Origin of the sequence: Legionella fallonii LLAP-10, assembly GCF_000953135.1 — a bacterium.
Classification (GTDB): Bacteria; Pseudomonadota; Gammaproteobacteria; order Legionellales; family Legionellaceae; genus Legionella; species Legionella fallonii.
The window spans coordinates 1689117-1712124 of record NZ_LN614827.1 but is presented as its reverse complement, the minus strand read 5'-3'; the positions used below and the strand labels follow the sequence as shown (position 1 = coordinate 1712124).

Sequence of the window (23008 nt, the reverse complement as noted above, 5' to 3'; positions counted from 1 at the left end):
GAGGGGTTCTAACAAAAGTATCTAAAGACCAATAATTATAATTTCAACAGAAACTTGGCGCTCGATAATTGAACGTTCCTAGAATATTAAGAATAAGATAAATCTACGGTTCTTAAATTGCTATTGATTAAATTTCAATCAGCCCCCTTTTTTAATAGAATCCAGGCCAGAAGTCAATTTATAGAAATGTTCATTTTCATTAAATTACAAGTTCAAATGGTTATTTGAAAATTTCAACTGAGGGTACAATCATTTTAAAAGCAGGCTCAACTCATTTACCAATAGATGATTTTATAGATGATATTTTACAGAAGGTAACATCTCATACTAATTTAGTAATAACAGCCGCACCTGGTGCTGGCAAGACAACTCGATTGCCTCCGGAATTGCTTTCTGTTGTAGCCGGGAAAATATTAGTGCTAGAACCTCGAAGAATGGCGTCGATTGCTGCTGCTCATCGTGTTGCAGAAGAAAATAATTGGCTAGTCGGTGAGGAGGTTGGTTATCAAGTCCGTTTTGTCAATAAAACATCGCATAAAACCAGATTAATTTACATGACGGAAGCTTTGCTGGCCCGACACATGATTTATCATCCTGAGTTAGAGGATGTAGACATTGTGATTCTAGACGAGTTTCATGAAAGATCCTTATACGTTGATTTAACACTAGGATTAATACGTGAATTACAAGAGTTAGGGCATCATATTAAAATTGTGGTCATGTCAGCGACACTCGAAGCAGAAAAAATTGCTGAATATTTGGGTAATTGTCCTGTCATTTCCGTGCCTGGAAAATTATTTGAGTTAACGGTACGTTATCAAAAATCAACCCAATTACTAACACCTCAATATCAATTTTATGAGCATTTATCTCAAGTCATCAAAGAAGCACAGCGACAGACTGATAAAGATATTTTAGTATTTTTACCGGGTACACGTGAAATTGAACGCGCTAAAGGAAACTTACTTGATTGGAAAGAAAGCAAAAAAATAGAAGTGATCACGCTGCATGGCAGTCTTCCTCTGGAAGCTCAGCGTATCGCATTACAAAAATCTTCAGCGCAAAGAATTATTCTTGCAACTAATATTGCTGAGTCTTCTGTTACTTTAGACGGTGTTGATACCGTCATAGATTCAGGTTTAGTAAAAATAATGAAACAAGATTTACGTACTGGATTTTCACGCCTGGAAATTTCGCGAATTAGCTTAGCGAGTGCCATTCAGCGTGCTGGTAGAGCTGCCCGACAATTTCCAGGTGTTTGTTACAGGATGTGGAATCAACATGATGAAAGTTCATTTGTGAAAACAAGTATTCCAGAAATTCTACGTTCAGATTTAAGCGATAGTTTGCTTTTTTTAGCTAATCAACATATCTCGAATTTTCAGAATTTTTCGTGGTTTGAAAGACCTCCCCGTGTCAACATTGAACGTGCGACCTTTAGCTTACAAGCGACAGGCGCTATCAAAAATAACAATGAATTAACCTCAATAGGTCGCCAGCTTTTGGACTTCCCATTACCTCTGCGTTTGGGGAGACTATTAATTGCAGGTATAGAAAATAATTGCATCGATCTGGCTGCAAAAATTGCAGCGTTATTACAAGAGCGCGATATTCTACGGAAAGAAATGACGAATCATTTTCAAGCAGATCATTTTGAATGTGATGTTGCAGCGCGATTAAAAATTTTGAATAAATTTCTAAAAGATGGTTCTTCACATGAAGGTCATTTCACAATTTTACAAACTGTCGCGCAAAGTTATCAGCAGATTCTAGATCTTGCTAAAAAATTAAAAAAAGCAGAGCCCCCTGCTTATCGTGAAGAAGATGAAGCTAGACAGTTACTCCTTATGTTATCTTTTGGTGATCGTTTGTGTCGACGTCGTAAGAACTCTGGTCGTGCATTAATGGTCGGTGGTCGTGGTGTAAAATTATCAGATCGAACGCTTGTGAAAAGGAGTGAATTTTTTATTGCATTGAATGGTTTTGAAGAAAGCGGCGAGGCTGAAACTTTGATTAATCAGGCGAGTGGGATAAATAAAGAATTTTTGTTCAAATACTTTTCCGACAACATAATACAGAAAAGAGACATCATTTTTGAAGCAGAAAAATCGCAATTTTATCAGCGGGAATTTAAAACACTTTGGGATTTACCTATAGAAGAACCGATTTTTTCGCTGGCAACCTCTGTACACGTTGCAGAAAAATTGCCTGATATATTAACTGACAATTGGGCGAGCACACTGAAGAAAAATGAAAATTTACATGAGTGGTATCAAAAGATTATATTTTTACGATTCCATAAGGCATTAATACCCCCTCATATACAAGATGAATTGGAAAGTCTTTTCGACGGAGATGCATTAAAAAAATCATTTTGCTTAACTGTATTTAGACAAGCATGTTTGGGTGAAAGTAAAATGACCTTCGTACTGCAAAAAAATTTAGTGTATTTTTTTGAACTAAATATATCTGAAACATTGCGTAGTATTTTACAAACCGAACTCCCAAATAAGTTAAAAGTTCCAAGTGGTAGCATGATATCCATTCATTATTCAACGGTTGAACATCCCTTTCTTAGAGTACGCATCCAAGAAGTGTTTGGATGGGAAGAAACGCCGAAAATATTATTTCAGAGTGTGTCAATTGTACTGCATTTATTAGGGCCGAATTTTCGTCCAGTGCAGGTAACAAGCGATCTAGAAAGCTTTTGGCAAAATGGTTATTCAGAAATCCGTAAAGAGTTACGGATACGTTATCCTAAACATCAATGGCCATTAAATCCTGCTGATGGCATTGCTCACGCGAAGGGATCGAGGCGAAAATAAAAGAAATCCAACGATGAATCTATGGTTGTTTGGAAACGGGATCACAGCAATGTGGTCTCGTTTCCAAACAATTTTTACGTCAGGGCGCAAGTTCCGGAGTGCGAGGCCTTTTATGAGCGCATCCCGGATGATCAAATCTTGATTGTCCGCGGAAATGTGTCTTTTCGTCTCTGTAGCAAGAGAGAAATCTGTAACATCCTAAGCCATACGAAGTCTTGCTATTATTTTTTATAACCACTTGTTATAGATCCTTTCATTTGATATTTAGTTTATCCTTTTGCAACAGAGCGCTATTAGTTGAGTTTGAATTTTACAAGTAGCTATTTATTAATAATAGCAAAACGATATTATATTAAACTCACATGTCCATTTGAGGTATATCTAACCTGATGTCAGTGGGCCCATAATTTATTGTTAGAATAGGATGGAAACTTGTATTTATTGACGCGTCAATTGGCAGGTCTTAGAATTTAACCTGATGGTTAAATAAAGTACTAAATATTTATTTGCTCACCATTTAACCATTTTTTTTACTAAGCAGGGAGGTATATGAGTAGCCGAGAAGGAGATAACTACACCCTTTTGATAGGATCGTTCGGTCCGAAAAACGATGGGTTTGTGAACGCCTAAAACGGATGTGCAAAAATTTAAAAATCACCGCGAAAACCAGTTCGAAAACTCTATACATTAATCAAAGTTCATTTTAATCTATTCTTTTAGCCTTTCTGAACTACAAGGGATAATAAATGAGAGTAGGATATGCCAGAGTATCAACACATGAACAAAATTTAGACTTACAATTGGATGAATTGAAAAAGGCAGGATGTGAGCAAATTTTTACGGATAAGATTAGTGGTTCTGTATCTGAACGACCTGGATTAGAGAAAGTTGAAAACTTCCTTAGAGAAGGAGATGTTTTGGTTGTCTGGCGATTAGACAGATTAGGTCGTTCTCTAAAGCACCTTATTTCTTATGTTAGTAAACTGGAGGAAAAAGGAATTGGTTTTCATAGCGTTACCGAAGCTATTAACACTGAAACACCTTCAGGTAAGTTTATGTTTCATGTGTTTGGAGCTTTGTCAGAGTTTGAACGCAACCTAATTAAGGAGCGTACTCTTGCTGGTCTTGAAGCCGCAAGAGCAAGAGGGCGCCAAGGAGGGCGGCCGCAAAAACTTAGTGATGAGCAAAAAGAGTTGGTTAAAACTTTATATGCCAATAAAAAACATTCAATACAATCAATTTGCAAGATGGTTGGAGTAGGAAAGACTGCACTATATAAATATATCAACCAATAACTACAAATTTTTTTTTCTGAAGTTATTGAATTTAAATTATTCATTAATTGTTTAGAGAAAATAATGAAATCCCGAGTCAGGTCAATGTTGGATAAATCTATATCTGGAATGCTTTCAGCCATTGAGATTTATAATAAGCCCGATTTTAAATATCGTGAGGAAATATTTTCTATTTTATGTATAAATAGTTGGGAATTGCTTTTAAAAGCAAAAATACTGCAGTTATCTAATAATAACGACTCCTCGCTTCATGTTTGGGAATATAGAACTCTAAAAAATGGTAGCAAAGCAAAGAAGAAAACAAAAAAGAGGAATCGATCTGGAAATCCAATGACGGTTAGTTTATTTGATGCATTCGATAAAATAACCTTTGAATATGGCCTAAAGATGCCAAAGGTAGTGAAGGATAATATTATTTCAATAATGGAAATACGAGATAATTCAACACATTTTATTAACAATGACATTAAGTTGAATGTGAAAATACAGGAGTATGGCACCGCTTCATTACAAAACTATTTACATTTAGTTGATGAGTGGTTTGGATGTGGGCTTGAGCAATATAATTTTTATCTAATGCCCGTATCATTTTTCAGGGATTTTGATTCAGCAACAGGTGAATCATTAAATAAATGTGGAGAAAAACTATTAAAATTTATAGAGAATCTTGAAAAGGAAAATGCAAATAGTGACACAACAAATTTTGATCTTACTTTAGCGATAGATGTAAAATTGCGGAAAGTAAAATCGAATGAACCAGGAGTTACTGCTCAACAAACTCATGAGCAAACCGCTCCTAAAGTATACCTATCTGATGAAGGAATATTAGATAAATACCCTTGGGATTATGACGTATTAACGACCCAATTATACAAAAGATATAGTAATTTTAAAATAAATGAACCTTTCCATGAGATCAAGAGAGGTTTAATAGATAATAAAAAATATTGCTATGAGAGACTCCTTAATCCATCTAAGCCCAATAGCGGACGCAAAATTTATTACAGCCCTAATATAGTAAAAGAATTCGATAAATATTATAAAAAACTTAAGTAATAATGACTCTACCCTTAAAAAATACATTTTATATTCCTATCCCAGCCTAGAATTTAAGATCAAGGATATATACTAAACTTAAAGCATCTGGTTCGCGTTTTAAAAGGAATTAGACGTGGAAAATGATATTATAAATATTATTAATAATCATTTGTTGGATGGTTTTGAAAAAGATTTTTTTGCAGAAGCAATAAAAAATTTAGAAAACAACAGTAGGTTAAGGTTGAGTAATTTTTTGTATGCAATTCGTGAATTGATAAGGGAAGTTCTTGCAAGAATGAGTCCCGACGAAAAAGTTTTAGGTTCTCAATGGTTTATTCCATATGATAAAGAGAATCCAAAAAAAATAACTAGAAAACAAAGAATGATGTATGCGATACATGGAGGTATAGATCCTGATTATGTTGAAGAGTCTTTATTAATTGATGCTCATGATATTATAAAAGATTTAATACAAAAAATTGATAAGTTAAGCAAATACACGCATATTACTGAAGAAATATTTTATGAGAATATGACAAAAAGTTTAAACGAGATTGTGCAAGATGAGCTGAGTATTTTTTCTGAGTTTCTTGCAGAGATCCAGAACTGTAAAGAAAGTGTTGTTCAGAAACTGAATGATAAATTATATGATCATGTTACCTCTGAGTTCCTTTCATCTACAGTCATTGATATTGATCACCTATCAACCCACCATTTTATTGAGGACATCTCAATTAATGACATTATTATCAAAGAAATTAATGTCGATACAATTTCAATTGAAGTAGAGGGATCGATTTATGTTCAACAGCAATATGGTTCTTCAATAGATTTAGAAAATGACAATGGTGCTATAATTTATAGCGACTTTCCATATGTATGTTACATATGTTTAGAAGCATTTCAACCTGATGAATTCAAAGTGCTGGACTCCTATTATAATGTAGATACTAAGGAATGGGAGGAGTGAACAAAGTTCAGTTTTTTTTATTTCAATACTACAGCCTCAACACACCTGCTCAATTAAAATTTATCTCAAAAAAATCTAAAATTAGATATTAAATCAGGAAAATCGTATTAAGCTTGTTATTCCTTTAATAGGATCTAAATTCAAGTCAAGCCGTAGGACATGTGGGCAAAGCTTAAATCACTCGCGTAAACAACACGTTGGCATGAGGTGTCTCGGGTCAGAGTGTAGTAAGGCACCCATCAGGCTGGAATATAAGTACATTTTGGTTTACTTAAATCATAGTGATCCTCTAAGAGTAAAAAATTGTCATTTATTTTATGAAGACGGGTGTAATTTCGTAAAACCTCTATATTTTGTTTATTTATTTCAATATTTCTTTTTAAGACGATAAAATGACGTTGATCAAGGGAATATGACTCGATTTTTGGGAATGTCCCATGCTCAATATAAAAAGAGCATGGCTCGGAAAAATAGGTAAATAATCCTTCCTGCCTTAGGGCACGTGGATTCGTTTTCAACTCACTTTTTTCAATGACTTGTACAGGAGAATTTTTTGCATCGATTTGTTTGAAACAACATATTGATAGCTGAGAAGTACCACTGCTTGGCGGTGCTTCAAATGACCTTATTGCGAAATGTAATGCGACAGGAATACTTAATGTCCAATCTAAGGCAGCTGAAGGGAATGAATAATGTTGAGGCCATGTTTCATCATAGCCAGTAATTTCTTGGGGAGGGATTGCTTTAGCGACAATGGTTCCCCCCAAGCTTATTCGTGTTAATATCTTGAGATAAAAATACTCGGCTAATTCGATAAAAGCTTGTTCAGTGGCTAAGTTTTTACTAGGCAATCTGGTTGCAATTTCTTGGTCGAGATTAGAGGAATAAATGGGGTTCAGCCCCTGATAATAGCGTGTTAAATAATAGTTATATTGCAATAAATAAAGTACATAACTTAATATTCTGTCTGTGATTATTGGGTTGGGTAGTACGCCACTTGACCATGGTTTTATCTTATTTAAGACTTCTCCTTGTTTCCAATGGCGAGTTAGTTCATTAGAAATTGGAAATTGGTTGGCTATCTTTTTTATATCTTGTTCTCTAAACGCTTGAGGCTGCAGGAAATAGGTTGACGATGAATGACCACGCAGTAGGAATTCTTGAGTCTTTAGTGACTCAAGTTCTTCTATTAACTTCATTGGGCAATTGATTGTTTTATTATCCATTATTAATATTTTTTTCCATTAAATGACCTATTTTAGTCGTGTAGAGCAAAAAATGGAATGAATTTTATTACGGGGAAAGTCAGGATACGGGTGCAAATGGATCACGTTGCTTTTAAAACAGGCTTATACACCTTATCAGACAAGGAATGCACCCTTTTTTTATAGAAATCAATAGGACTATATAGTTGAGACTTAGATTTTTTAAGTTTAATTTTTTTTGCAAACGGAGCCCATTGCATTAACTGAGGATATTTCTTTTAATTGTCCTACTGTAGAAGAGATTCAAGTTGCAAAACAAAAAGGTCAATTAATGTTCATAATGGGTATAAGGGATTGGTGTGAATCATAGTCATATAATACTCCAGTTAATTGGATGCTCATATTCAGACTTTAAGCAGGAAAGTGAACCCGAAATGAACAAATACTTGAAAACAGCTTTATTAGCCTCATAAATAGCAGCGTCCGCAAAACCCCCGTTTTCGATACATTTCAAAACTACGCCATTGACTTACATTGATGCGTGTAATATACTTATCTTATTAGAAGAAAAATAAGAAAAAGCATGATTTTTATTGAAACTCCAATTTTTACAGAGGATGTAAAAGAACTACTGCTTGATGAGGAGTATGCGGAATTTCAAAAATATCTTGCTGATAACCCTTTGGCGGGAGACGTAATTCAGCAAACTGGAGGATTACGAAAAGTTCGATGGTCATCTCAAGGCAAAGGGAAGCGAGGCGGTGTTAGAGTTATTTATTATTATGTAACTCCTGCTTCACAAATAAGACTGTTACTTATTTATAAAAAAGGTATTCAAGATGATCTGTCCGCAGATCAAAAGAAAATGTTACGACAATTAAACGAACGGTGGTAATCATGGATAAAAAATTATTTGAGCGATTATACGAAAGTATGACTCAGATGAACGAGATTATTGATGGTGAGCGTGTTCCTTCTCGAGAGTTTTTAGTTGACGCTGTTCATGTAAAAGAGATAAGAAAAAAAACTGGATTAACACAGGAAAAATTTTGCCATTTGATTGACGTTAATATTGGAACATTAAGAAACTGGGAGCAGGGGAGAAGAGAGCCAACAGGTCCAGCAAAAGCCTTGCTTCGTGCAATAAATAAAGATCCTGAACATGTATTAGCTGCATTAGCTAGCTAATAATTTTAGATGAAAATATAAGTTGATGGATAATTTATGAATAGGGTTTTACCAAAAGTTTCTTCAGGTGAATTTGATCTCTTATTAACAGAATCACTTTGCTTTAATCCTTTAGAGGGGTTAAAAATAAATATACCGACCTCTAACGAGAATACAGGTCTTCCTGGAAGAGATATTACTTTTGATTTTGTCTTTAAATATGACGGCAACCCTAGTAATAACGTAATAAATACCAGTTTAAAAAATAACCAAGTAGAGATATTGTTAAATAATTTTGGCAGCGCTCTTATTTCGGGAATATTAAATCCTTTAACATTTCAGTTTGGCAAAGTACCTATAAAACTTTATTTTTCCGGCATGCTTATAGAAGATCAGGCCAAAAACTTGAGAATGATCAATTTTACAGTTTCTATTTATCAAGGAAAAATTTAAATGAAAATAGGCGCTGGAAAAAAAGATGTTACACAATATAATCGCGCCAATGCTATGACGCCATTAAATTGGATGTGCGGTATATCTGAAACAATTCTTTTGCCAACAGCAACTATCAATTATTCAAATTGGTTGGGAATAGCATCTTTTATTACGTTTTTTTTAATACTGATTTTTTATGCTTATATGTATAATCATTTTGCTAAACAAGACCCTAATCGGTTACAGAGCGAGGAATTTAATTTAGAATCAAAAAGGATAGCGTTTGCTTATGACGAGCATAAAGGAATAGTCATGAAAAACTCTACTACCCTCATTGCTACCGCATTACCTCCTCAGGATTTAGAGGAAAAATAAAAAGATATTATTTATTAGGTCTGATTAATTGTTAAAGGGGTTCTTTGCGGGAAGGTACGAAATTTTCCAGCACGCCCATATAACCCTTTGCCAGTCTAGGCTGTAGCCAATAAATTGATTTTTACATTAGCTAATAAATTTTGTATAAGCCAATGTAAATTAGGGCATTTTTTGTCATCATACAATTCATAAATTCGAATCAGCTAACATGCTGTCATGCAATTAGGGATAATAAGGTACTTAACCACTTCCTGAGTATAGTTTTCTGTTCTTGTAATAGCTTCAACCCTAGAACCATCACCAATCGTATGTCAGCCCTGCTTGAATGCTCGTTGAATGAACAAAGCAACGAGATCTATACATTAATTAGTAATTCATACCTGATACGGTAGGGGTATGTATTAAATTTTTTAACTCTTTTGAATCTTGCAAACTTGTCCCATAATAGGCAAAGTTTTTTAATTTAATGAAATAATCATCATCTTTGATGGCCTCTCTAGCTTGCACAGGAACGAGATGTTTCAATTTAATTAATTCATTTTCAAATCGCTCACAATCTGTAATTACTTCTCCAGAAGCTAATTGCAGAGACACAATTTTTTTATACTTGTCACCAATATTGTCATCCCAAAAAACTGATACTAAATTTTCATTATTGAAATCTATAGGGAATAGTTTGCCAGCCGCAATAAATTTATTAGCTTTCCATCGTGAATAATTATCCTGCCATGCACCGTGTTCAAATGGCTTGATAACACTTCGTATTTCTTCCAGGGATTTCTTTTTTTCATCATCAATTACTAAATACCCATCGTTATCAAAATGTGCATACGAAATAAATTTAATGGGTGTTCTTCTTTCTAATTCAGCAACTGTTTTATCTAAATCACGACCAAGTGTTCTTAATATTAGGGTATAAGGCGTTGTATCTTTATTTGCTTCCAAATGATGAATTAATTTGATAAATGATGGAAAAATATCGTCATCTTGTTCATTTTGCTCAAATTTTTTCATTATCTCTTCATATTCTTTTTCAACTTCATTTAATATTTCAAGATGGTTATTAGATTTTAAAAATTCTATAAAATTAGTGTATTGCTCAATCTGTTCTACTTCATTACCTGGATATAAATGTTTTGTTACAAAATCTTTAAATGTCATCTTTTCAGTAGTGATAGTTGTATCCCAAACTGCAGAGTAATGCTCAGCAAGTAATGAGAGAGTGCCAGTCTTTTTATCACTGCCTTTTCGTGAACTAGTAACAATAATGGTATAATTAATATCAACGAATAACTCCAGGCATTTTCCTGGTTTAGATGCTTCTTTTCCCACTTCAAAAAAACCTAAAGAATTTAATGAATGGGATCTTTCATGTTTTCTTAGCATATGATGCCTATTGCTATCAGCTTGATTAATAAGTCAGCAATTATAACATGACTAGAGGAACTATTTGATGAAATGATTGAATTTTATTTACTGAATTTTCACACTCTATCCTACTCAAGTAGGCTAGTTTTAATACCACGTTTTTTGATGTAAGTATTAAGACCGATATGATTTGTATACCCTAAAAAAATTGCAATTTTTCTAACGGATAAACCCAACTCTAAAAGTTCGTTTATTTTATCGATATCCTTATCAAATTTGCTTTTTTGCACAGTGCCTTTAGGTTTACCTAATTTGATTCCCTGCGCCTTTTTATTCGCTAGTGCTTCTTTAGTTCTTAAACTAATAAGATCTCTCTCCAACTCAGCAAAGAGCGAAAATAAGGTGATCATGATTTTAGAATTCATATCATGTTGCTTCATATCCAGGTTTTGCTTTATGGAAATTACTCGCACCTGTTTTTTGATTAATTCATTAACTAATCCAATGACTTCCGCAGTGCTTCGGCCTAGCCGACTGAGCTCCGTGACAATTAGTGTGTCGGCATCATCCAATACTGATAGCATTTCATCAATACGGCGTTCTTTGCTGGTTTTCCTACTTGAGATGGTCATCTCAATAAAATCATCAACCTCAAGTTTATTTTTTTTGGCAAACTCAAAAATCTCAAGCTTTTGATTGTTCAAATCTTGTTTATCGGTTGATGTACGAATGTAAGCGATTGTTTTGGCCATAATTTACTCTAAAAATAGTCCGTTAATGTTTAACCTCAAATATCTAATTAAATTATACAGCTTACTACAAAGATATAAAGTGAAACATAACAACAAAATAGATGTATAATAACGTCCGTTTTATGCTATACAAAAGGTAGCTTGTGGCTCGACTAAAAATACTCTCAAGTGATGACTTTAATAAATTATATAAATTACCCTCGCTTGGCGACAATGACCGACCTTTTGTGTTTGAACTGGATGAAGAGGATAAAGCATACCTTGGCTCTTTCAACGACGTCCCCAAAAAGATTGACTACATTCTGCAAGTTAGTTTTTTTAGAATCACGCAATTTTTTTATAAGTTTACGTTCCAAGGAATTAGGCAGGACACCTGGTATGTTATCAAAACATTTTTTCCAACAGAGAAATTTCCAAAAACAAAAATCAGCAAGCGGCATCATTATGATAATCGCAATGCCATTTTAAAAAAATATGGGGCATCTCTTTATTCAAGCCAGCATAAGGATAAAGCGCTTCGCTATGCCAGGGAATTGGTAAAGCAACATGCTGTGCCAAAATACGTGTTCGATTCGCTACTGGAATACCTTCATCAGCATAAAATTGTCAGGCCATCCTATACAACATTGCAGGATATGGTATCTGAGGCACTGAACAATGAAAAAGACAGATTAACCAACAAGATCTATAACCTCATGGACAAGCCTTTTAGAGAACTATTAGCCCAGTTCCTGGAAAAAGATGAATTATTTTATCAATTGACGACATTAAAGAAAGACCAAAAGGATTTTACAACTGCGGAGATTAACGCCTCCATTAAAAAGCATCAATTTCTCTCATCGCTCTATCAAAAATCCATAGAAATAATCAACGAGCTGGATATTTCAGAACAAAATATAATGCACTATGCAGATCTTGCTGTGTACCACACCGTTTACGGTCTGCGCGCTATGAAACAAAAGAACTTATCTAGACTATATCTTATGTGCTATGCACATTATCGTTATTTGAAAATTAGTGATCATGTAATCAGCAGCTTTTCTCACAAAGTGAGTTTCTACACAGGCGAAGCCGAAGAATACCAAGCCGAAGCAATACTTAATGCCAAAGATGATGACAAAAACCATCGTGATACAGCCGCAGCTATTTTATCTCTGATAAACAATAAAAAAGTTGCTGACAACGCCATACGAACAAAAGCTTATGAGATTGTGCCACAGGAAAAATTTCAACAGTTCATACGAAAAATAAAAAAACCAAATTTCACACCTGAATTTTATCGCTGGGAATATTACAGCAAAACAGCATCTGCAATTAAGCTAAATACGCGCGCAGCATTTAAGGAACTGGATTTTCAAAGCAAACACAAGGAGTTACAAACAGCAATTGCATTTTTGAAAGAACACTATGCCAGTAATAAAGCATTCAGTTCTTATCCATTCAAAGACATTCCAGTCGAATTTATACCCAAGCTGTCGCGATGCCATGTTATTAAAAAAGTCAAAGTGGGCACAACTGGCAAAAAAACAAAGCACATTGATGCGGATAGATATGAGATAATGCTGTATCTTCAAATTGAAAAGGGCATAAAATCAGGATCAGCCACCGTTTATAATAGTTTATCGTACCGTGCCTTAAACGATGAACTGCATCCCAAACAAGACTGGGATAAAAACAAAAATTCAATCATTAAGCGCTTGGAAAACAAGCTGCTGGGAAGTGATATCAATGACCTTCTGAAAGATCTTGCCAACCGATTAGGTCCGCGATACAAAGAGGTCAATGATAAGATTGCCTCCGGTGAAAACAACAAAATCAAACTGAAGCATAATAAAAAAGGGGAGGCAATTCGTTGGACTTTACCTTATAAAAAGTCAGATGATGGTGTTAATAATCCTTTTTATGAAAACATGCCCCTAACCAGTATTGCTAAAATTATACAGTTTACGCATAACCAGACAGACTTCATGAAAAAATTCACCCATATATTGCCAACAGGCAGTAAAAAGCAAGTCGATGAGTCAGTATTGTCAGCCTGTCTGGTTGCCAAGGGCACTGGTATTGATATTGATAAAATGAAAGATATCAGCGATGTTAAAGAGCATGACCTAAAGTCAACTTATGCTGATTTTATTCGACACATGACTTTAACACAAGCAAGTGACGTGGTGATGAATCACTTGAAGAAACTGCCAATATTTGAAAAATATACTCTTGCTGACTACGGGATTCATGCAAGCATTGATGGTCAAAAGCTTGAGACAAAATTCAATTCAATTATGGCAAGATTTTCAACAAAATACTTCGGATTTGGTCAGGGGGTATCGGCTTACACATTATGCGCGAACTGGTTGCCTCTGTGCACAAAAATCATTGGTACAAACGAACATGAAAGCCATTATCTTTTCGACATGCTCAATAGCAACACAAGTGATATTGAAATCGCTGCCATATCTGGAGACATGCACAGTATAAATCGCGTGAATTTCATCATACTCTTTCTTTTTGGTTACCGCTTCATGCCACGATTTACTCAGTTGGATAAAAAGGCGGGAAATAACCTTGTCAGCTTTGATGATCCAAAGCGTTATGAAGGGCTGCTGGTCAAGCCGAGTAAGAAAGTAAATGTACGGTTAATCATTAAAGAATGGGATAATATTTTAAGAATCATGGCGACGCTGGGACTTAAAAAGAGCAGTCAAAGCACTATTGTAAAAAAATTATCGTCCTACCAATCAAATGATACGTTACGGGCATTGATTGAACTGGACCAGGTTATCATGACCCTGTACATGCTTGATTATATTGATGATGAAGGGATGCGTAAAACAGTGCATCGTTCTTTAAATCGGGGTGAGTCATACCACCAGCTCAGAGCAGCTATCGCAAGGATTAGCAGTAGGAAATTAACTGGAAAAACGGAGATTGAGTTAATCATTAATAATGAATGCGCACGTTTACTGTCCAATTGTATTATTTTTTACAATGCTTCCCTTCTGACTGGACTTTATGAACATTACAAACAGAACAACATGGAAGAAGAATGCTTGAAAATAATTCGATTTTCCCCTGTTGCATGGCAACATATTAACTTGATTGGAATTTATGAATTTTATAACAAGAAGGAATGCCTTAATTTACATGATGTTATAGAAAAATTAGTGACTAACAAAAAAATCGATTTATTGGCTACAGCCTAGACTGGTAAAGGGTTATATGGGGGCTTCGGGAAATTTCGTACCTTCCTGAAAAGAACCCCTATTTAGAAAAACTTAACGTGTTCACTGAAGACCAACATTAAGCCGTATATTTAGGTTTAGTAAATGGTTTTAATGAGATAGCGATGCGTTTATAAAGTTCTGGAAGCCATCTTGGTTGAGCAAATGTGGATGTTTCTGGTTTTTTGTTGCGCATATCATTGGGAGCAATGATAACCTGTATATTATCAAGACCAACGCGTCTAGCTAAAATAAAAAGCTGATCTATAGCAAGATCCCCAACAGCTAGACAGCCAACGGATAAGTCTTTTCCGTGAATAAAAATATTATTACCTAAATTCCTGCGTCCATCTATGGAACCTTTTTCTCGGTCAAAGTTATTCGGGTAATTTATCATCATTGATAAATGCATGCTGCTAAAGGGATTGAAGTTTACTAGTTTATATACACCCTCAGGGATTTGTTTGTCATTTTCACGTAATTTAGGTCCTAGACGTCCGCTAAAACCGGTCAAAGGGTAATTATGAATATGTTTCCACTGTTTCTTGGAGTTTTTCGCCCAGAGCTCTACCTTTCGTTCAGATTTGAAAGCAAGTAAGGCTATTTCTTTGGGGGGGTAACTAACTCCTGCTTTAGAAAAGAAAGAAATAAGCTGTGGCTCTACTTTTAAACCATAGCGTTGAATTGCACGCTCAATAGCCTGATCCCAATTAGGCTTAGGAGCCATGGCAAAACCATCAAGACAGAAAAGCACCAAAAATAATAAAATAAAACGCTTCATATTAAAATTACAATGGTAAATTTTTGACATAGTATCAAATAGTATCCTTAAGGACAATTTGTTATATAATTTCTAACTTTATCATCCTTTATGTTGTTGTAACAATAGTAGTTTTTTTAGTTGGCATTGGCATTGGTATTGGTAGTTGAGGACCACTGGAAGAACCCCCAAAATGTTCGTTCTTTAGGTCACAGTTGCTGAGGTGCATCTGAAATCGAAACTAGCTCTTGTGAACCACTTCAAATGAATAGCCATCTGGATCGCTGCGTAATAGCCAAGATAATACCCCAGTCGAGCCACGAGGCGAGATATTGTCCTTTGCGCCTGAAGCAATTGCAGCCTTGTTAGAAGGCATCTACCTCTTCATTGTTTTCTGCCATGAAGCCCCAGTGAATTGATTGCCAAATGCGATAACCTTTTGCTAAATTATACTATTGTTATCTTGAATAACACCTTCTTTTCCGAAGGTGATCCATTCAATAAAATCATAGGCTTTTTGCCGTTTCTATCTTTTTTGATTAATAGTTGTCAGAGAAAAGGTTCATCTTCGGCTAGCAGCTTATCTTTAATTAATATGAAACATTGTTTATTAGAGGGGCTGGCCGTTCTATTCACCCCAACCATCAGATAGAGATTGTAAATCAGAGTCTCAGAAATGTCCGAGGCTACCTAAGTCTAATTGGAGTGATTTCATTTTTTGGATCGTCTTGTTGAATGTGCTTTTTTGCCTGGCTTTTCGATTCTTGGAGTCTTTGCTTCATAGGGCTAGTCGGATGAATAGGGTGTTCTGCACTCTTATCCACTTGACCTTGATACAGCTTTTCTTGTTGTTGAATTTTATCTTCTTGTTTGGTGATCTTTCCATGGAGATTATGTACTTCTGTTTCATCTTTGTGAATGGCCTTTTTATAAACATCCGTCGACATCTCTTTTTCTTTTATTGATTGCTGCTTATTGACAATATCACCCTCCATTGTTTCGATGGAGCCTTGTTGTGTGCTTAAATGCATTCGTTGTTCTTCTATGGATAATTTTTTTCCTTCAACCTCAAACTTAGAATTACTGATAAGCTCTTTTTGGCGATTAATTTTTCCTTCAAGTTCTTTAATTCTAGAGCGACCTTGTTCTTCGTTTTCCTTAAGTTGCTCAATATGTTGTTCCGCTTTCGTTATTTTAGTGTCTAATTGCATAACTTTTACGGTTTGTTCTTTCAACCCTTGATTTATATCCTCTTTGGCTTTCTCATCAATACCTGCTTCTAAACGTTCTACTTTATCTTTTTGATTTTGAACAATTTGTTTTTGTAGTTCTATATGTTTTTCTAATTTATCGATTTCAGAGGTTAATTCCTCAATTTCTTTTGATTTTGGAGTGACGGGGCGACTATCTTCCATCGCATTTCTAGATGAACTAAATAAGGATTTGAAAAATGAAACAATTGAGGCGAGCACTTTGCTTATTCGCGATCTATTAACTTCTTTTTCTACAATTTCTTCTTGTATTTTTTTTAGCCCTGCTTTTTTAGATTCTAAAGCCCCTTTTTGTTCTTGAGCTTTATTAAGGTTATGTATTAACTCATCAAGAGCTGGCTTTTCTTTTTGTAGCTGAGTAAGGATATTCAATTTATTATTTTCTTTTTGATGATCAACCCTTAACTGTTCGAGAGTTGTTGTTTGAGTGTTAATTTCCTCTGTTATTGAAACAACTTCTTCTTTTTGTTGTTGTAACTCTTCTTCCAATTGATATAGATCGGATTTTTGACTTTCGAGAGTCGTATTCAGTTGATTAAATGATTCAATTTCTTGATTCAACTGTTCATCAATCTGTTTGGCGATCTCTTTCTCATGACTCAATGCGGTAGATAAAGCTTCTAATTGGTTCCGTTGAACAATCAATTCTGCCGTTATTTCGGCAAGTTTATGTGTATTTTTTCCTAAATCTTGTTCTACTCGTGCTAATTCAATTTTGAATTGTAGAAGCTTATTTTTTTCTTGTTCCAGGTTTTTTTTCTGCTGAACAAGTGACTCTTGAACCAGAAGAATTTCACTCTGTTGCCCTTTAATCGTGGTTCTTAATTCCTGTACGTGCTGTTTAATATCTTTTTCCGGAGTTTTTTTAGCTTTTTGTTGTAATTCTTGTTCTCTTTTTTTATGTTGATTATTTTCTTCAATTAATTTTTTGTTGGCTTCGCACTCTTTAATAATTTTTTTTATCAATTTAATCGTTAGATCTTCACGTACTCCTAATTTAGAAGAAAAAATACTTTTGTTCTTTTCATCGGACAGAAATTTATTTAAGGTGAGAATCAAGTCTTGACTATTTTTTACGTCCAGGATTAATTGATCTAATGCATCAATTTTCTTTTTTTTATTACCCGATTTTTGTTCTAGTTCATGTTTACGACGTTCCAGTCTTTCCTGCGCAAAATCCTTGAACACATCCGCCTCAACAACCGCGTTACCCTGGTCAAATGATTTGGTTATTTTTTTTACAAATGCTTCTTCAGTTTTATTTATATTCGCTCTACTATTACTCGCGGTATAGTTAGCGGCTAATGCTTTTGCTATATCAGGACAGAGCATTTTTGCACTATCTTTAATACCAAATGCCCCAACCGTGTTACCAGAAGCAGACTCATGAATTTTTAGCGTATTGAATAAATGAGAAAAAATCTTAATGAATCGCTCTCTTTTTTCAGGAGGATCATTGTATCCAGGAAGTTCATTATATACTGAATAATAAGTTAACATTGCATTATGATATAATTCCTCAAGTCCAGTACGATCTTTGCCACTTTTACAATTGGTACTGACTTTACCCCCTGACGCTTCAATAAGTATAGAAGTAAGCGCTGTTTTGAATGCTGCTTTATTACGATCTTTCAAGTCTGGTGCGTCTTTTAGCTCCTCCAACCGACGTAGGGCTTCATTCATTAACTTCATTTGAGGATGGTTACTATCAACCCCCGCAAGTTGAAGTTTACCCATCAGATCTCTTGAATAGTCCATCACGTTATCGGTGTATTTCCAATTAATAGTCTGAGCTTTACGGAAAATGTTAACGGCATCATTGCCAAAGACTATTTGATACTTATCTTTATATCGTGGATCATTTGCTAAATGTTCAATCGCTTCTTTTTGCGCTTTAATCATCTTGTCATCGGCTATCCCCAAGAAGGGACTTAGCAAGCTTTGGCTCGCGATCATGATTTTGCCTGGCAATTTTGCATCGGGACTTAATCCCCAATGATTTCTAAACTGTTCAGTGGCATCCTGTATCTGGTTTTCGATTAGTTGTTCAGCATTCTGAATAGTGAGCTTTTGTCTTTCCTTTTTCGGCACCTCTATGGGATTGAGCGTGGCATTTTTAGTGCTTTCGCTCTGTAATTGCCCATCGATAAAAAAATAATTCTTTCGGGCATTTTTCATCTCAAGCGCTTGTTGCATCGCGGAGGTACTATAAACTTCCTGAGCAAAATTCTTCCATCCATCAGGAGACTCTGTTGCGCGCTTAACTCGGTCTTGATACCAACGTTGTTCTTCAGGGTTTAATTTTTGAAACCATTCTGGTTTTTTAGAACTTATAATTTGAAGGTATTCTTTTTTTTGTGCCTCAGTTAATTGGGCATCCAGAGGAATATCCATTTGGACGATATTTTTATCATCCAAAGTACTTTCATTGATAATTATTCTTCCTGCATTCATCTCTGATAGAACATAGCGTTCATAGTTTTTGATGTTCTTAACTGCTTCATTATGATTTTTAAGTTGCGTATTATTATTTAATATGGTTCCCAATTTATTGATAAATTTATTGGTTTCATCATAGGCATCAATATTTAGTTTAGGGTCTTTGGCTTGTTCGATTGCTTCCTGGATTGACTCATTCACCAGCTGTTCTAATTGACTACGTATCGCTTTTAGTTGGTTTTTTCCTTTTACATGCTGAGTAGCGTAGGCTTCCAGTGTTGCAGCTAGGGCCACCTTTCTTAACAAAAGCGAATTGACGTTGACTTGATGTAGTTGCTCAGTGGACAAATTTATTTGTCCTTCTGCTTTGATATAAGTAACAGGTCTTATTGTGCCATTGATTTCAATAGATTGTTGCTTGCAGGTAAATGGTGGATGGGGATACTTTGCCAATTGTAAATGGTCAATCAGTTTTTTAAACGGCCCCTTTAGATTACCGTTATCATCTGCTTTTAAAAAAATTGTTGATTTAAGATCTGGATGACTGGAACCCCTTGATTTTATAAATTCTGATTGTGCTCTATTTAATACTTGTTCTGCGAAGGTAGGCATATGGCACCACGGACAAATTAAAACCACTATGACTAATTATAGTCCTATATAATTTAAAAGAACTGAATTTATTTGATGAGAAAAAAATTTATCGTCAGGCAAACGTCCACAGCTTATATTTTTAAATCATGTCTTGATGAGTTAACTGAGTAAAAAAAAATAAGGATTTATATTATTTGTTCTGTTACCCATATCACTTACCTCAAGAAATTAGGGATAAGTAACGGCAAAAGGTGTTAGGACTTGAAAACAGATTCGGCTGTGCTTGAATTATTTTGCAAATGGAACTCTCTTTGATCGTTCAAAAGTTTAACACACACCGGTGGGTTCAATAAAAGCCCATTTTAGTACTTTTATATATTTTCATATTTAAGTTCTGAAGTATTAAATGGTGAGAAAACATTGGAAGATGCGATTTTAAATGACATAGAGAAATTTTTATTAAATATGGGAAAGGACTTCACTTTCCAATAGCGACAAAAAGTAATTGAAATAGATGGTGATTTTATTGATGTTTCACAGAAAATTGCGTTGTATGGTTCCACAGGACCCGTGGTTGTGTTGCAATAAAATCAGGGCTAATTGATAAATGGCCTATGGACGGTATAAATCCATAAAAATTGGGGCATAAGTAAACGATAGTACCGTTGGTGGTTACTTTATAAAATATGTATTTATAATTACAGTAATCTGCTTTTTTAAGTAATGCTACTTGCATAATTGGAGTTCCATCCATTCGATTTTCAATGAAGTAAGCATTAATCCAGAGATTGGTAATAACTAATAAACAACCTATTGCAATAAATGATTGCATTAAGCTGCTTATGTATTTAAAAGCAATGCTATTGTTACTTAAGTGAGAAATGACTCGAATTAAAGCAATAAATAATGTAATTAAATTGAGAGTATAGATTGCAGCATTAGTATAGTTAAAATAACTTCCTAAAATTTGGCTACCTGAAGATTGATAATGAATAATCAGTGCAATAAGACTTAGCCATAACGAAGAAATAACATAGTAAATAGTATTTCTTTTTATTCCAATAATTAAGAAAACTAAAGCAATTAGTGGAAAGAGACAGTGGATAAATTTAGCTAAAATATACATTGATCCCATCCCTTAAAATAAAATGCTCTATTAGTTAATTTGAATTATATTTATATCAGCTAATTTATTATATGGCTAGAAGGCCCCATAAAATACCTCACCTAACAAATATCTAATGGTCAGTATCAGGATCTTTTATTAATAAAATTATTGGAGCAGTAGGGTATAGCATTGTGTTTACCATATTTTGAGGAAGCTCTATTCGTCTTAGAGTAAATTTATTTAAAGCAGGCATTAAATAAGTTAATGGGTTAGTTAATTGAGGTGGGTTTTCTTTTTGAATATTTTTCTTTTTATAATCACGTACATTCTGGTGTATCGTACCTATCCACAAAGGACTGTTTAATTCATTAATATGATAGTTTGATTCCCATATATCAAGTTCTAGAATTATGTTGGATTGAGCGTCCTGGAAAGTCATAATTAATTCAGGAGATTTATTTTCATATAATTGAGCTAATAATGGAAACTTAATCTCATTTGATTGAGTATTCATTCTCATGAGTAATTTAGTGAAAAAAGATTCACTATGTGTTTCCCAGCCATGTGCCTCCAGACTATTTTGCAGTAAATCTAGATCACCTACATACTGAACGTTTAAGAGACTAATTCGCTTACCAATGCGATTAAGATGGTATATCGGTAAAATGGGGGCTTGTTGGTTCCACCAGGTAACTTTTTTCAAGGTATATTCTTTGCAGTAGCGAGTATGATTATACGATAAAATTTTAAAGTTAATATAAGTGGATAAAGCCATAGAGAATATTATTGCAGTCAACAATGATACAAGAATAGTGGTTGGCTGAGTTATTTTTAAATGGCCAAAATGCGATTTTCTATAAATCAGGTAATGTATTAAACAAATACTAGCACCAGCAAAATAGGCTGCCAGAGTATCTGTAAGCCAAACATCTCCTAAATAAACCGCTCCAAGTCCACTTAATCCTAGGACGATCAATATAAAAGATCTAATACTTTTAGTCAGTAACGTATATGGATTATTAATGTAAAATAAAATAAATCCGTAAAAAGCGGTGGCCACTTCAATATTAGTTGCCGGAAACGAAGAACCAGCTAGAACAACTTGAATGTCTTGAGGTCTAGGACTATTGATTAGGTACGCTAATACCCAGGCCAGGCAGCTACTTGAAACTAATATACTAGTAAAATAAGCAATTACCTTAACATTTTTGTGGTAAAGAAACCAAACACAACAAAGGAGGTAAAGGCATACAATGGTAATGGTGCTAGTTAGTTGGGTGCAAACAATAAAAAATGCCTTTAATAAAGGAGCATGAAAACTTTGCGTAATTAAATGAAAAGGGTAATTAATGAAACTCAGCCATTGTATTTTAATACTAAAGATAGTGAGTATTATGAGAGAAACTAGACATAATAGATTCGTAATTAGGAGCGCGGCTGTTGGGTAGTGATTCTGTTCTTCGTCTGGTGTAATTGCATAATAGAGGCCAGATAATTTAGATCTGTTTTTGAGATTCAGCCAAGAGTGATGTAAATAATTGTTTAGGAACAAATTTATTTTATTAAATAACCACTTAAGAAGCAGGCCGATTAACCAAATAGCGGCGAGTGTAATTAATATAACAATGAATAAACGAGTAGCACTTTCAGTGGAAAGGCTGTGACTTGCTGCCCCAATTAAAACACCTGGCATGACATATAATAGCGCCCAGCCAATTGCCGATAAGATGTTAGCAATTAAAAAACGCCATTGTTTCATATGTAATATTCCTGCTATTACAGGAATAAGTGAGCGTAATGGGCCGATAAAACGTCCGATCAATACACTTTTACCGCCATGTCGGGCAAAGAAGTCTTTTCCATATGTTAACCACTGAGGATATTTTTTAAATGGCCAAACTTCGACTAATCGTTCACTATAAAAGAAGCCTAAGGCATAACTAAGACTATCACCACAAACAGCACCTAAGGTTGCTGCTAATAGTGTTAAATCAATACGCATAATCCCAGATCCTGCCAGTATACCAATAGCAGTCATAGTGACTGAGCCAGGAATGATGCTGCCTATTATGGCTAAGGATTCAGCCAAGGAAATAATAAATGTGATAAATAAAGACCATCTAGGGTTTGCTTGGAGCCAATCTGTGAGCGGTTGAATATAATCTACGAACAAATTCATCGTTTCTCG

16 protein-coding genes are annotated in these 23008 nt (G+C 34.7%); 9 read left to right on the top strand and 7 right to left on the bottom strand.

Annotated elements, in window-relative coordinates:
* Nucleotides 1-224: 224 nt before the first annotated feature.
* From hrpB to LFA_RS06915, 4 genes are all read left to right on the top strand, one after another.
* The gene (hrpB, locus tag LFA_RS06930; protein ID WP_045095537.1) at nt 225-2825 is read left to right on the top strand and encodes an ATP-dependent helicase HrpB; all 2601 of its coding nucleotides are present in this window, start codon (nt 225-227) and stop codon (nt 2823-2825) included.
* Nucleotides 2826-3571: 746 nt separating this feature from the next.
* Nucleotides 3572-4120: a recombinase family protein gene (locus tag LFA_RS06925; RefSeq protein ID WP_045095536.1), complete on the top strand. Its 549-nt coding sequence runs from the start codon at nt 3572-3574 to the stop codon at nt 4118-4120.
* An 84-nt stretch (nt 4121-4204) separates the two neighbouring features.
* On the top strand, nt 4205-5176 hold the full coding sequence (locus LFA_RS06920) for a DUF3644 domain-containing protein (RefSeq protein WP_197541205.1): 972 nt from the start codon (nt 4205-4207) through the stop codon (nt 5174-5176).
* 115 nt (nt 5177-5291) lie between these two features.
* Nucleotides 5292-6128: a pPIWI-associating nuclease domain-containing protein gene (locus tag LFA_RS06915; protein WP_045095534.1), complete on the top strand. Its 837-nt coding sequence runs from the start codon at nt 5292-5294 to the stop codon at nt 6126-6128.
* A 239-nt stretch (nt 6129-6367) separates the two neighbouring features.
* Here LFA_RS06915 and LFA_RS06910 read toward each other — a convergent pair whose 3' ends face one another.
* Nucleotides 6368-7354: an FRG domain-containing protein gene (locus tag LFA_RS06910; protein WP_045095533.1), complete on the bottom strand. Its 987-nt coding sequence runs from the start codon at nt 7352-7354 to the stop codon at nt 6368-6370.
* A 562-nt stretch (nt 7355-7916) separates the two neighbouring features.
* Between LFA_RS06910 and LFA_RS06905 the strand changes: the two genes are divergently transcribed.
* From LFA_RS06905 to LFA_RS06890, 4 genes are read left to right on the top strand one after another with little or no spacing between them, the layout of a single operon-like run.
* Nucleotides 7917-8228 carry a hypothetical protein gene (locus LFA_RS06905; RefSeq protein WP_045095532.1) on the top strand — a complete coding sequence of 104 codons (312 nt, stop codon included), beginning with the start codon at nt 7917-7919 and terminating at the stop codon, nt 8226-8228.
* A gap of 2 nt (nt 8229-8230) precedes the next feature.
* Complete coding sequence (locus LFA_RS06900) at nt 8231-8521, top strand: helix-turn-helix domain-containing protein (protein WP_045095531.1); 291 nt, start codon at nt 8231-8233, stop codon at nt 8519-8521.
* A gap of 36 nt (nt 8522-8557) precedes the next feature.
* On the top strand, nt 8558-8953 hold the full coding sequence (locus LFA_RS06895) for a DUF6864 domain-containing function (RefSeq protein WP_045095530.1): 396 nt from the start codon (nt 8558-8560) through the stop codon (nt 8951-8953).
* A complete protein-coding gene (locus tag LFA_RS06890; protein ID WP_045095529.1) occupies nt 8954-9310 on the top strand; it encodes a hypothetical protein in 357 nt (118 codons plus the stop codon). It begins immediately after the preceding gene.
* 366 nt (nt 9311-9676) lie between these two features.
* Here LFA_RS06890 and LFA_RS06885 read toward each other — a convergent pair whose 3' ends face one another.
* Nucleotides 9677-10696 (bottom strand): hypothetical protein, encoded by a 1020-nt coding sequence (locus LFA_RS06885; RefSeq protein WP_045095528.1) that lies wholly within the window; start codon nt 10694-10696, stop codon nt 9677-9679.
* Between the two features lie 110 nt (nt 10697-10806).
* Nucleotides 10807-11430 carry a recombinase family protein gene (locus LFA_RS06880; RefSeq protein WP_045095527.1) on the bottom strand — a complete coding sequence of 208 codons (624 nt, stop codon included), beginning with the start codon at nt 11428-11430 and terminating at the stop codon, nt 10807-10809.
* Nucleotides 11431-11573: 143 nt separating this feature from the next.
* Here LFA_RS06880 and LFA_RS06875 point away from each other — a divergent pair, with 143 nt between their 5' ends.
* Nucleotides 11574-14630, top strand: a complete 3057-nt coding sequence (locus LFA_RS06875; RefSeq protein ID WP_045095526.1) for a Tn3 family transposase — start codon at nt 11574-11576, stop codon at nt 14628-14630.
* 97 nt (nt 14631-14727) lie between these two features.
* Here the strand turns inward: LFA_RS06875 and LFA_RS06870 are convergent, their stop codons facing one another.
* From LFA_RS06870 to LFA_RS06850, 4 genes are all read right to left on the bottom strand, one after another.
* Nucleotides 14728-15429: a L,D-transpeptidase family protein gene (locus tag LFA_RS06870; RefSeq protein ID WP_157010421.1), complete on the bottom strand. Its 702-nt coding sequence runs from the start codon at nt 15427-15429 to the stop codon at nt 14728-14730.
* A gap of 665 nt (nt 15430-16094) precedes the next feature.
* A complete protein-coding gene (locus tag LFA_RS06860; protein WP_045095525.1) occupies nt 16095-19730 on the bottom strand; it encodes a hypothetical protein in 3636 nt (1211 codons plus the stop codon).
* Between the two features lie 505 nt (nt 19731-20235).
* Complete coding sequence (locus tag LFA_RS06855) at nt 20236-20838, bottom strand: hypothetical protein (protein ID WP_045095524.1); 603 nt, start codon at nt 20836-20838, stop codon at nt 20236-20238.
* 112 nt (nt 20839-20950) lie between these two features.
* Nucleotides 20951-22999 carry a bifunctional DedA family/phosphatase PAP2 family protein gene (locus tag LFA_RS06850; protein WP_045095523.1) on the bottom strand — a complete coding sequence of 683 codons (2049 nt, stop codon included), beginning with the start codon at nt 22997-22999 and terminating at the stop codon, nt 20951-20953.
* Nucleotides 23000-23008 lie beyond the last annotated feature (9 nt).

What these genes read in the sequence shown, in the direction of transcription:
- LFA_RS06895 (WP_045095530.1), top strand. Translation starts at nt 8,558, where the DNA reads ATGAATAGGGTTTTACCAAAAGTTTCTTCAGGTGAATTTGATCTCTTA.
- LFA_RS06860 (WP_045095525.1), bottom strand. Translation starts at nt 19,730, where the DNA reads ATGCCTACCTTCGCAGAACAAGTATTAAATAGAGCACAATCAGAATTT.
- LFA_RS06880 (WP_045095527.1), bottom strand. Translation starts at nt 11,430, where the DNA reads ATGGCCAAAACAATCGCTTACATTCGTACATCAACCGATAAACAAGAT.
- LFA_RS06900 (WP_045095531.1), top strand. Translation starts at nt 8,231, where the DNA reads ATGGATAAAAAATTATTTGAGCGATTATACGAAAGTATGACTCAGATG.
- LFA_RS06925 (WP_045095536.1), top strand. Translation starts at nt 3,572, where the DNA reads ATGAGAGTAGGATATGCCAGAGTATCAACACATGAACAAAATTTAGAC.
- LFA_RS06870 (WP_157010421.1), bottom strand. Translation starts at nt 15,429, where the DNA reads ATGAAGCGTTTTATTTTATTATTTTTGGTGCTTTTCTGTCTTGATGGT.
- LFA_RS06905 (WP_045095532.1), top strand. Translation starts at nt 7,917, where the DNA reads ATGATTTTTATTGAAACTCCAATTTTTACAGAGGATGTAAAAGAACTA.
- LFA_RS06885 (WP_045095528.1), bottom strand. Translation starts at nt 10,696, where the DNA reads ATGCTAAGAAAACATGAAAGATCCCATTCATTAAATTCTTTAGGTTTT.
- LFA_RS06920 (WP_197541205.1), top strand. Translation starts at nt 4,205, where the DNA reads ATGTTGGATAAATCTATATCTGGAATGCTTTCAGCCATTGAGATTTAT.
- LFA_RS06855 (WP_045095524.1), bottom strand. Translation starts at nt 20,838, where the DNA reads ATGTATATTTTAGCTAAATTTATCCACTGTCTCTTTCCACTAATTGCT.
- LFA_RS06910 (WP_045095533.1), bottom strand. Translation starts at nt 7,354, where the DNA reads ATGGATAATAAAACAATCAATTGCCCAATGAAGTTAATAGAAGAACTT.
- LFA_RS06850 (WP_045095523.1), bottom strand. Translation starts at nt 22,999, where the DNA reads ATGAATTTGTTCGTAGATTATATTCAACCGCTCACAGATTGGCTCCAA.
- LFA_RS06890 (WP_045095529.1), top strand. Translation starts at nt 8,954, where the DNA reads ATGAAAATAGGCGCTGGAAAAAAAGATGTTACACAATATAATCGCGCC.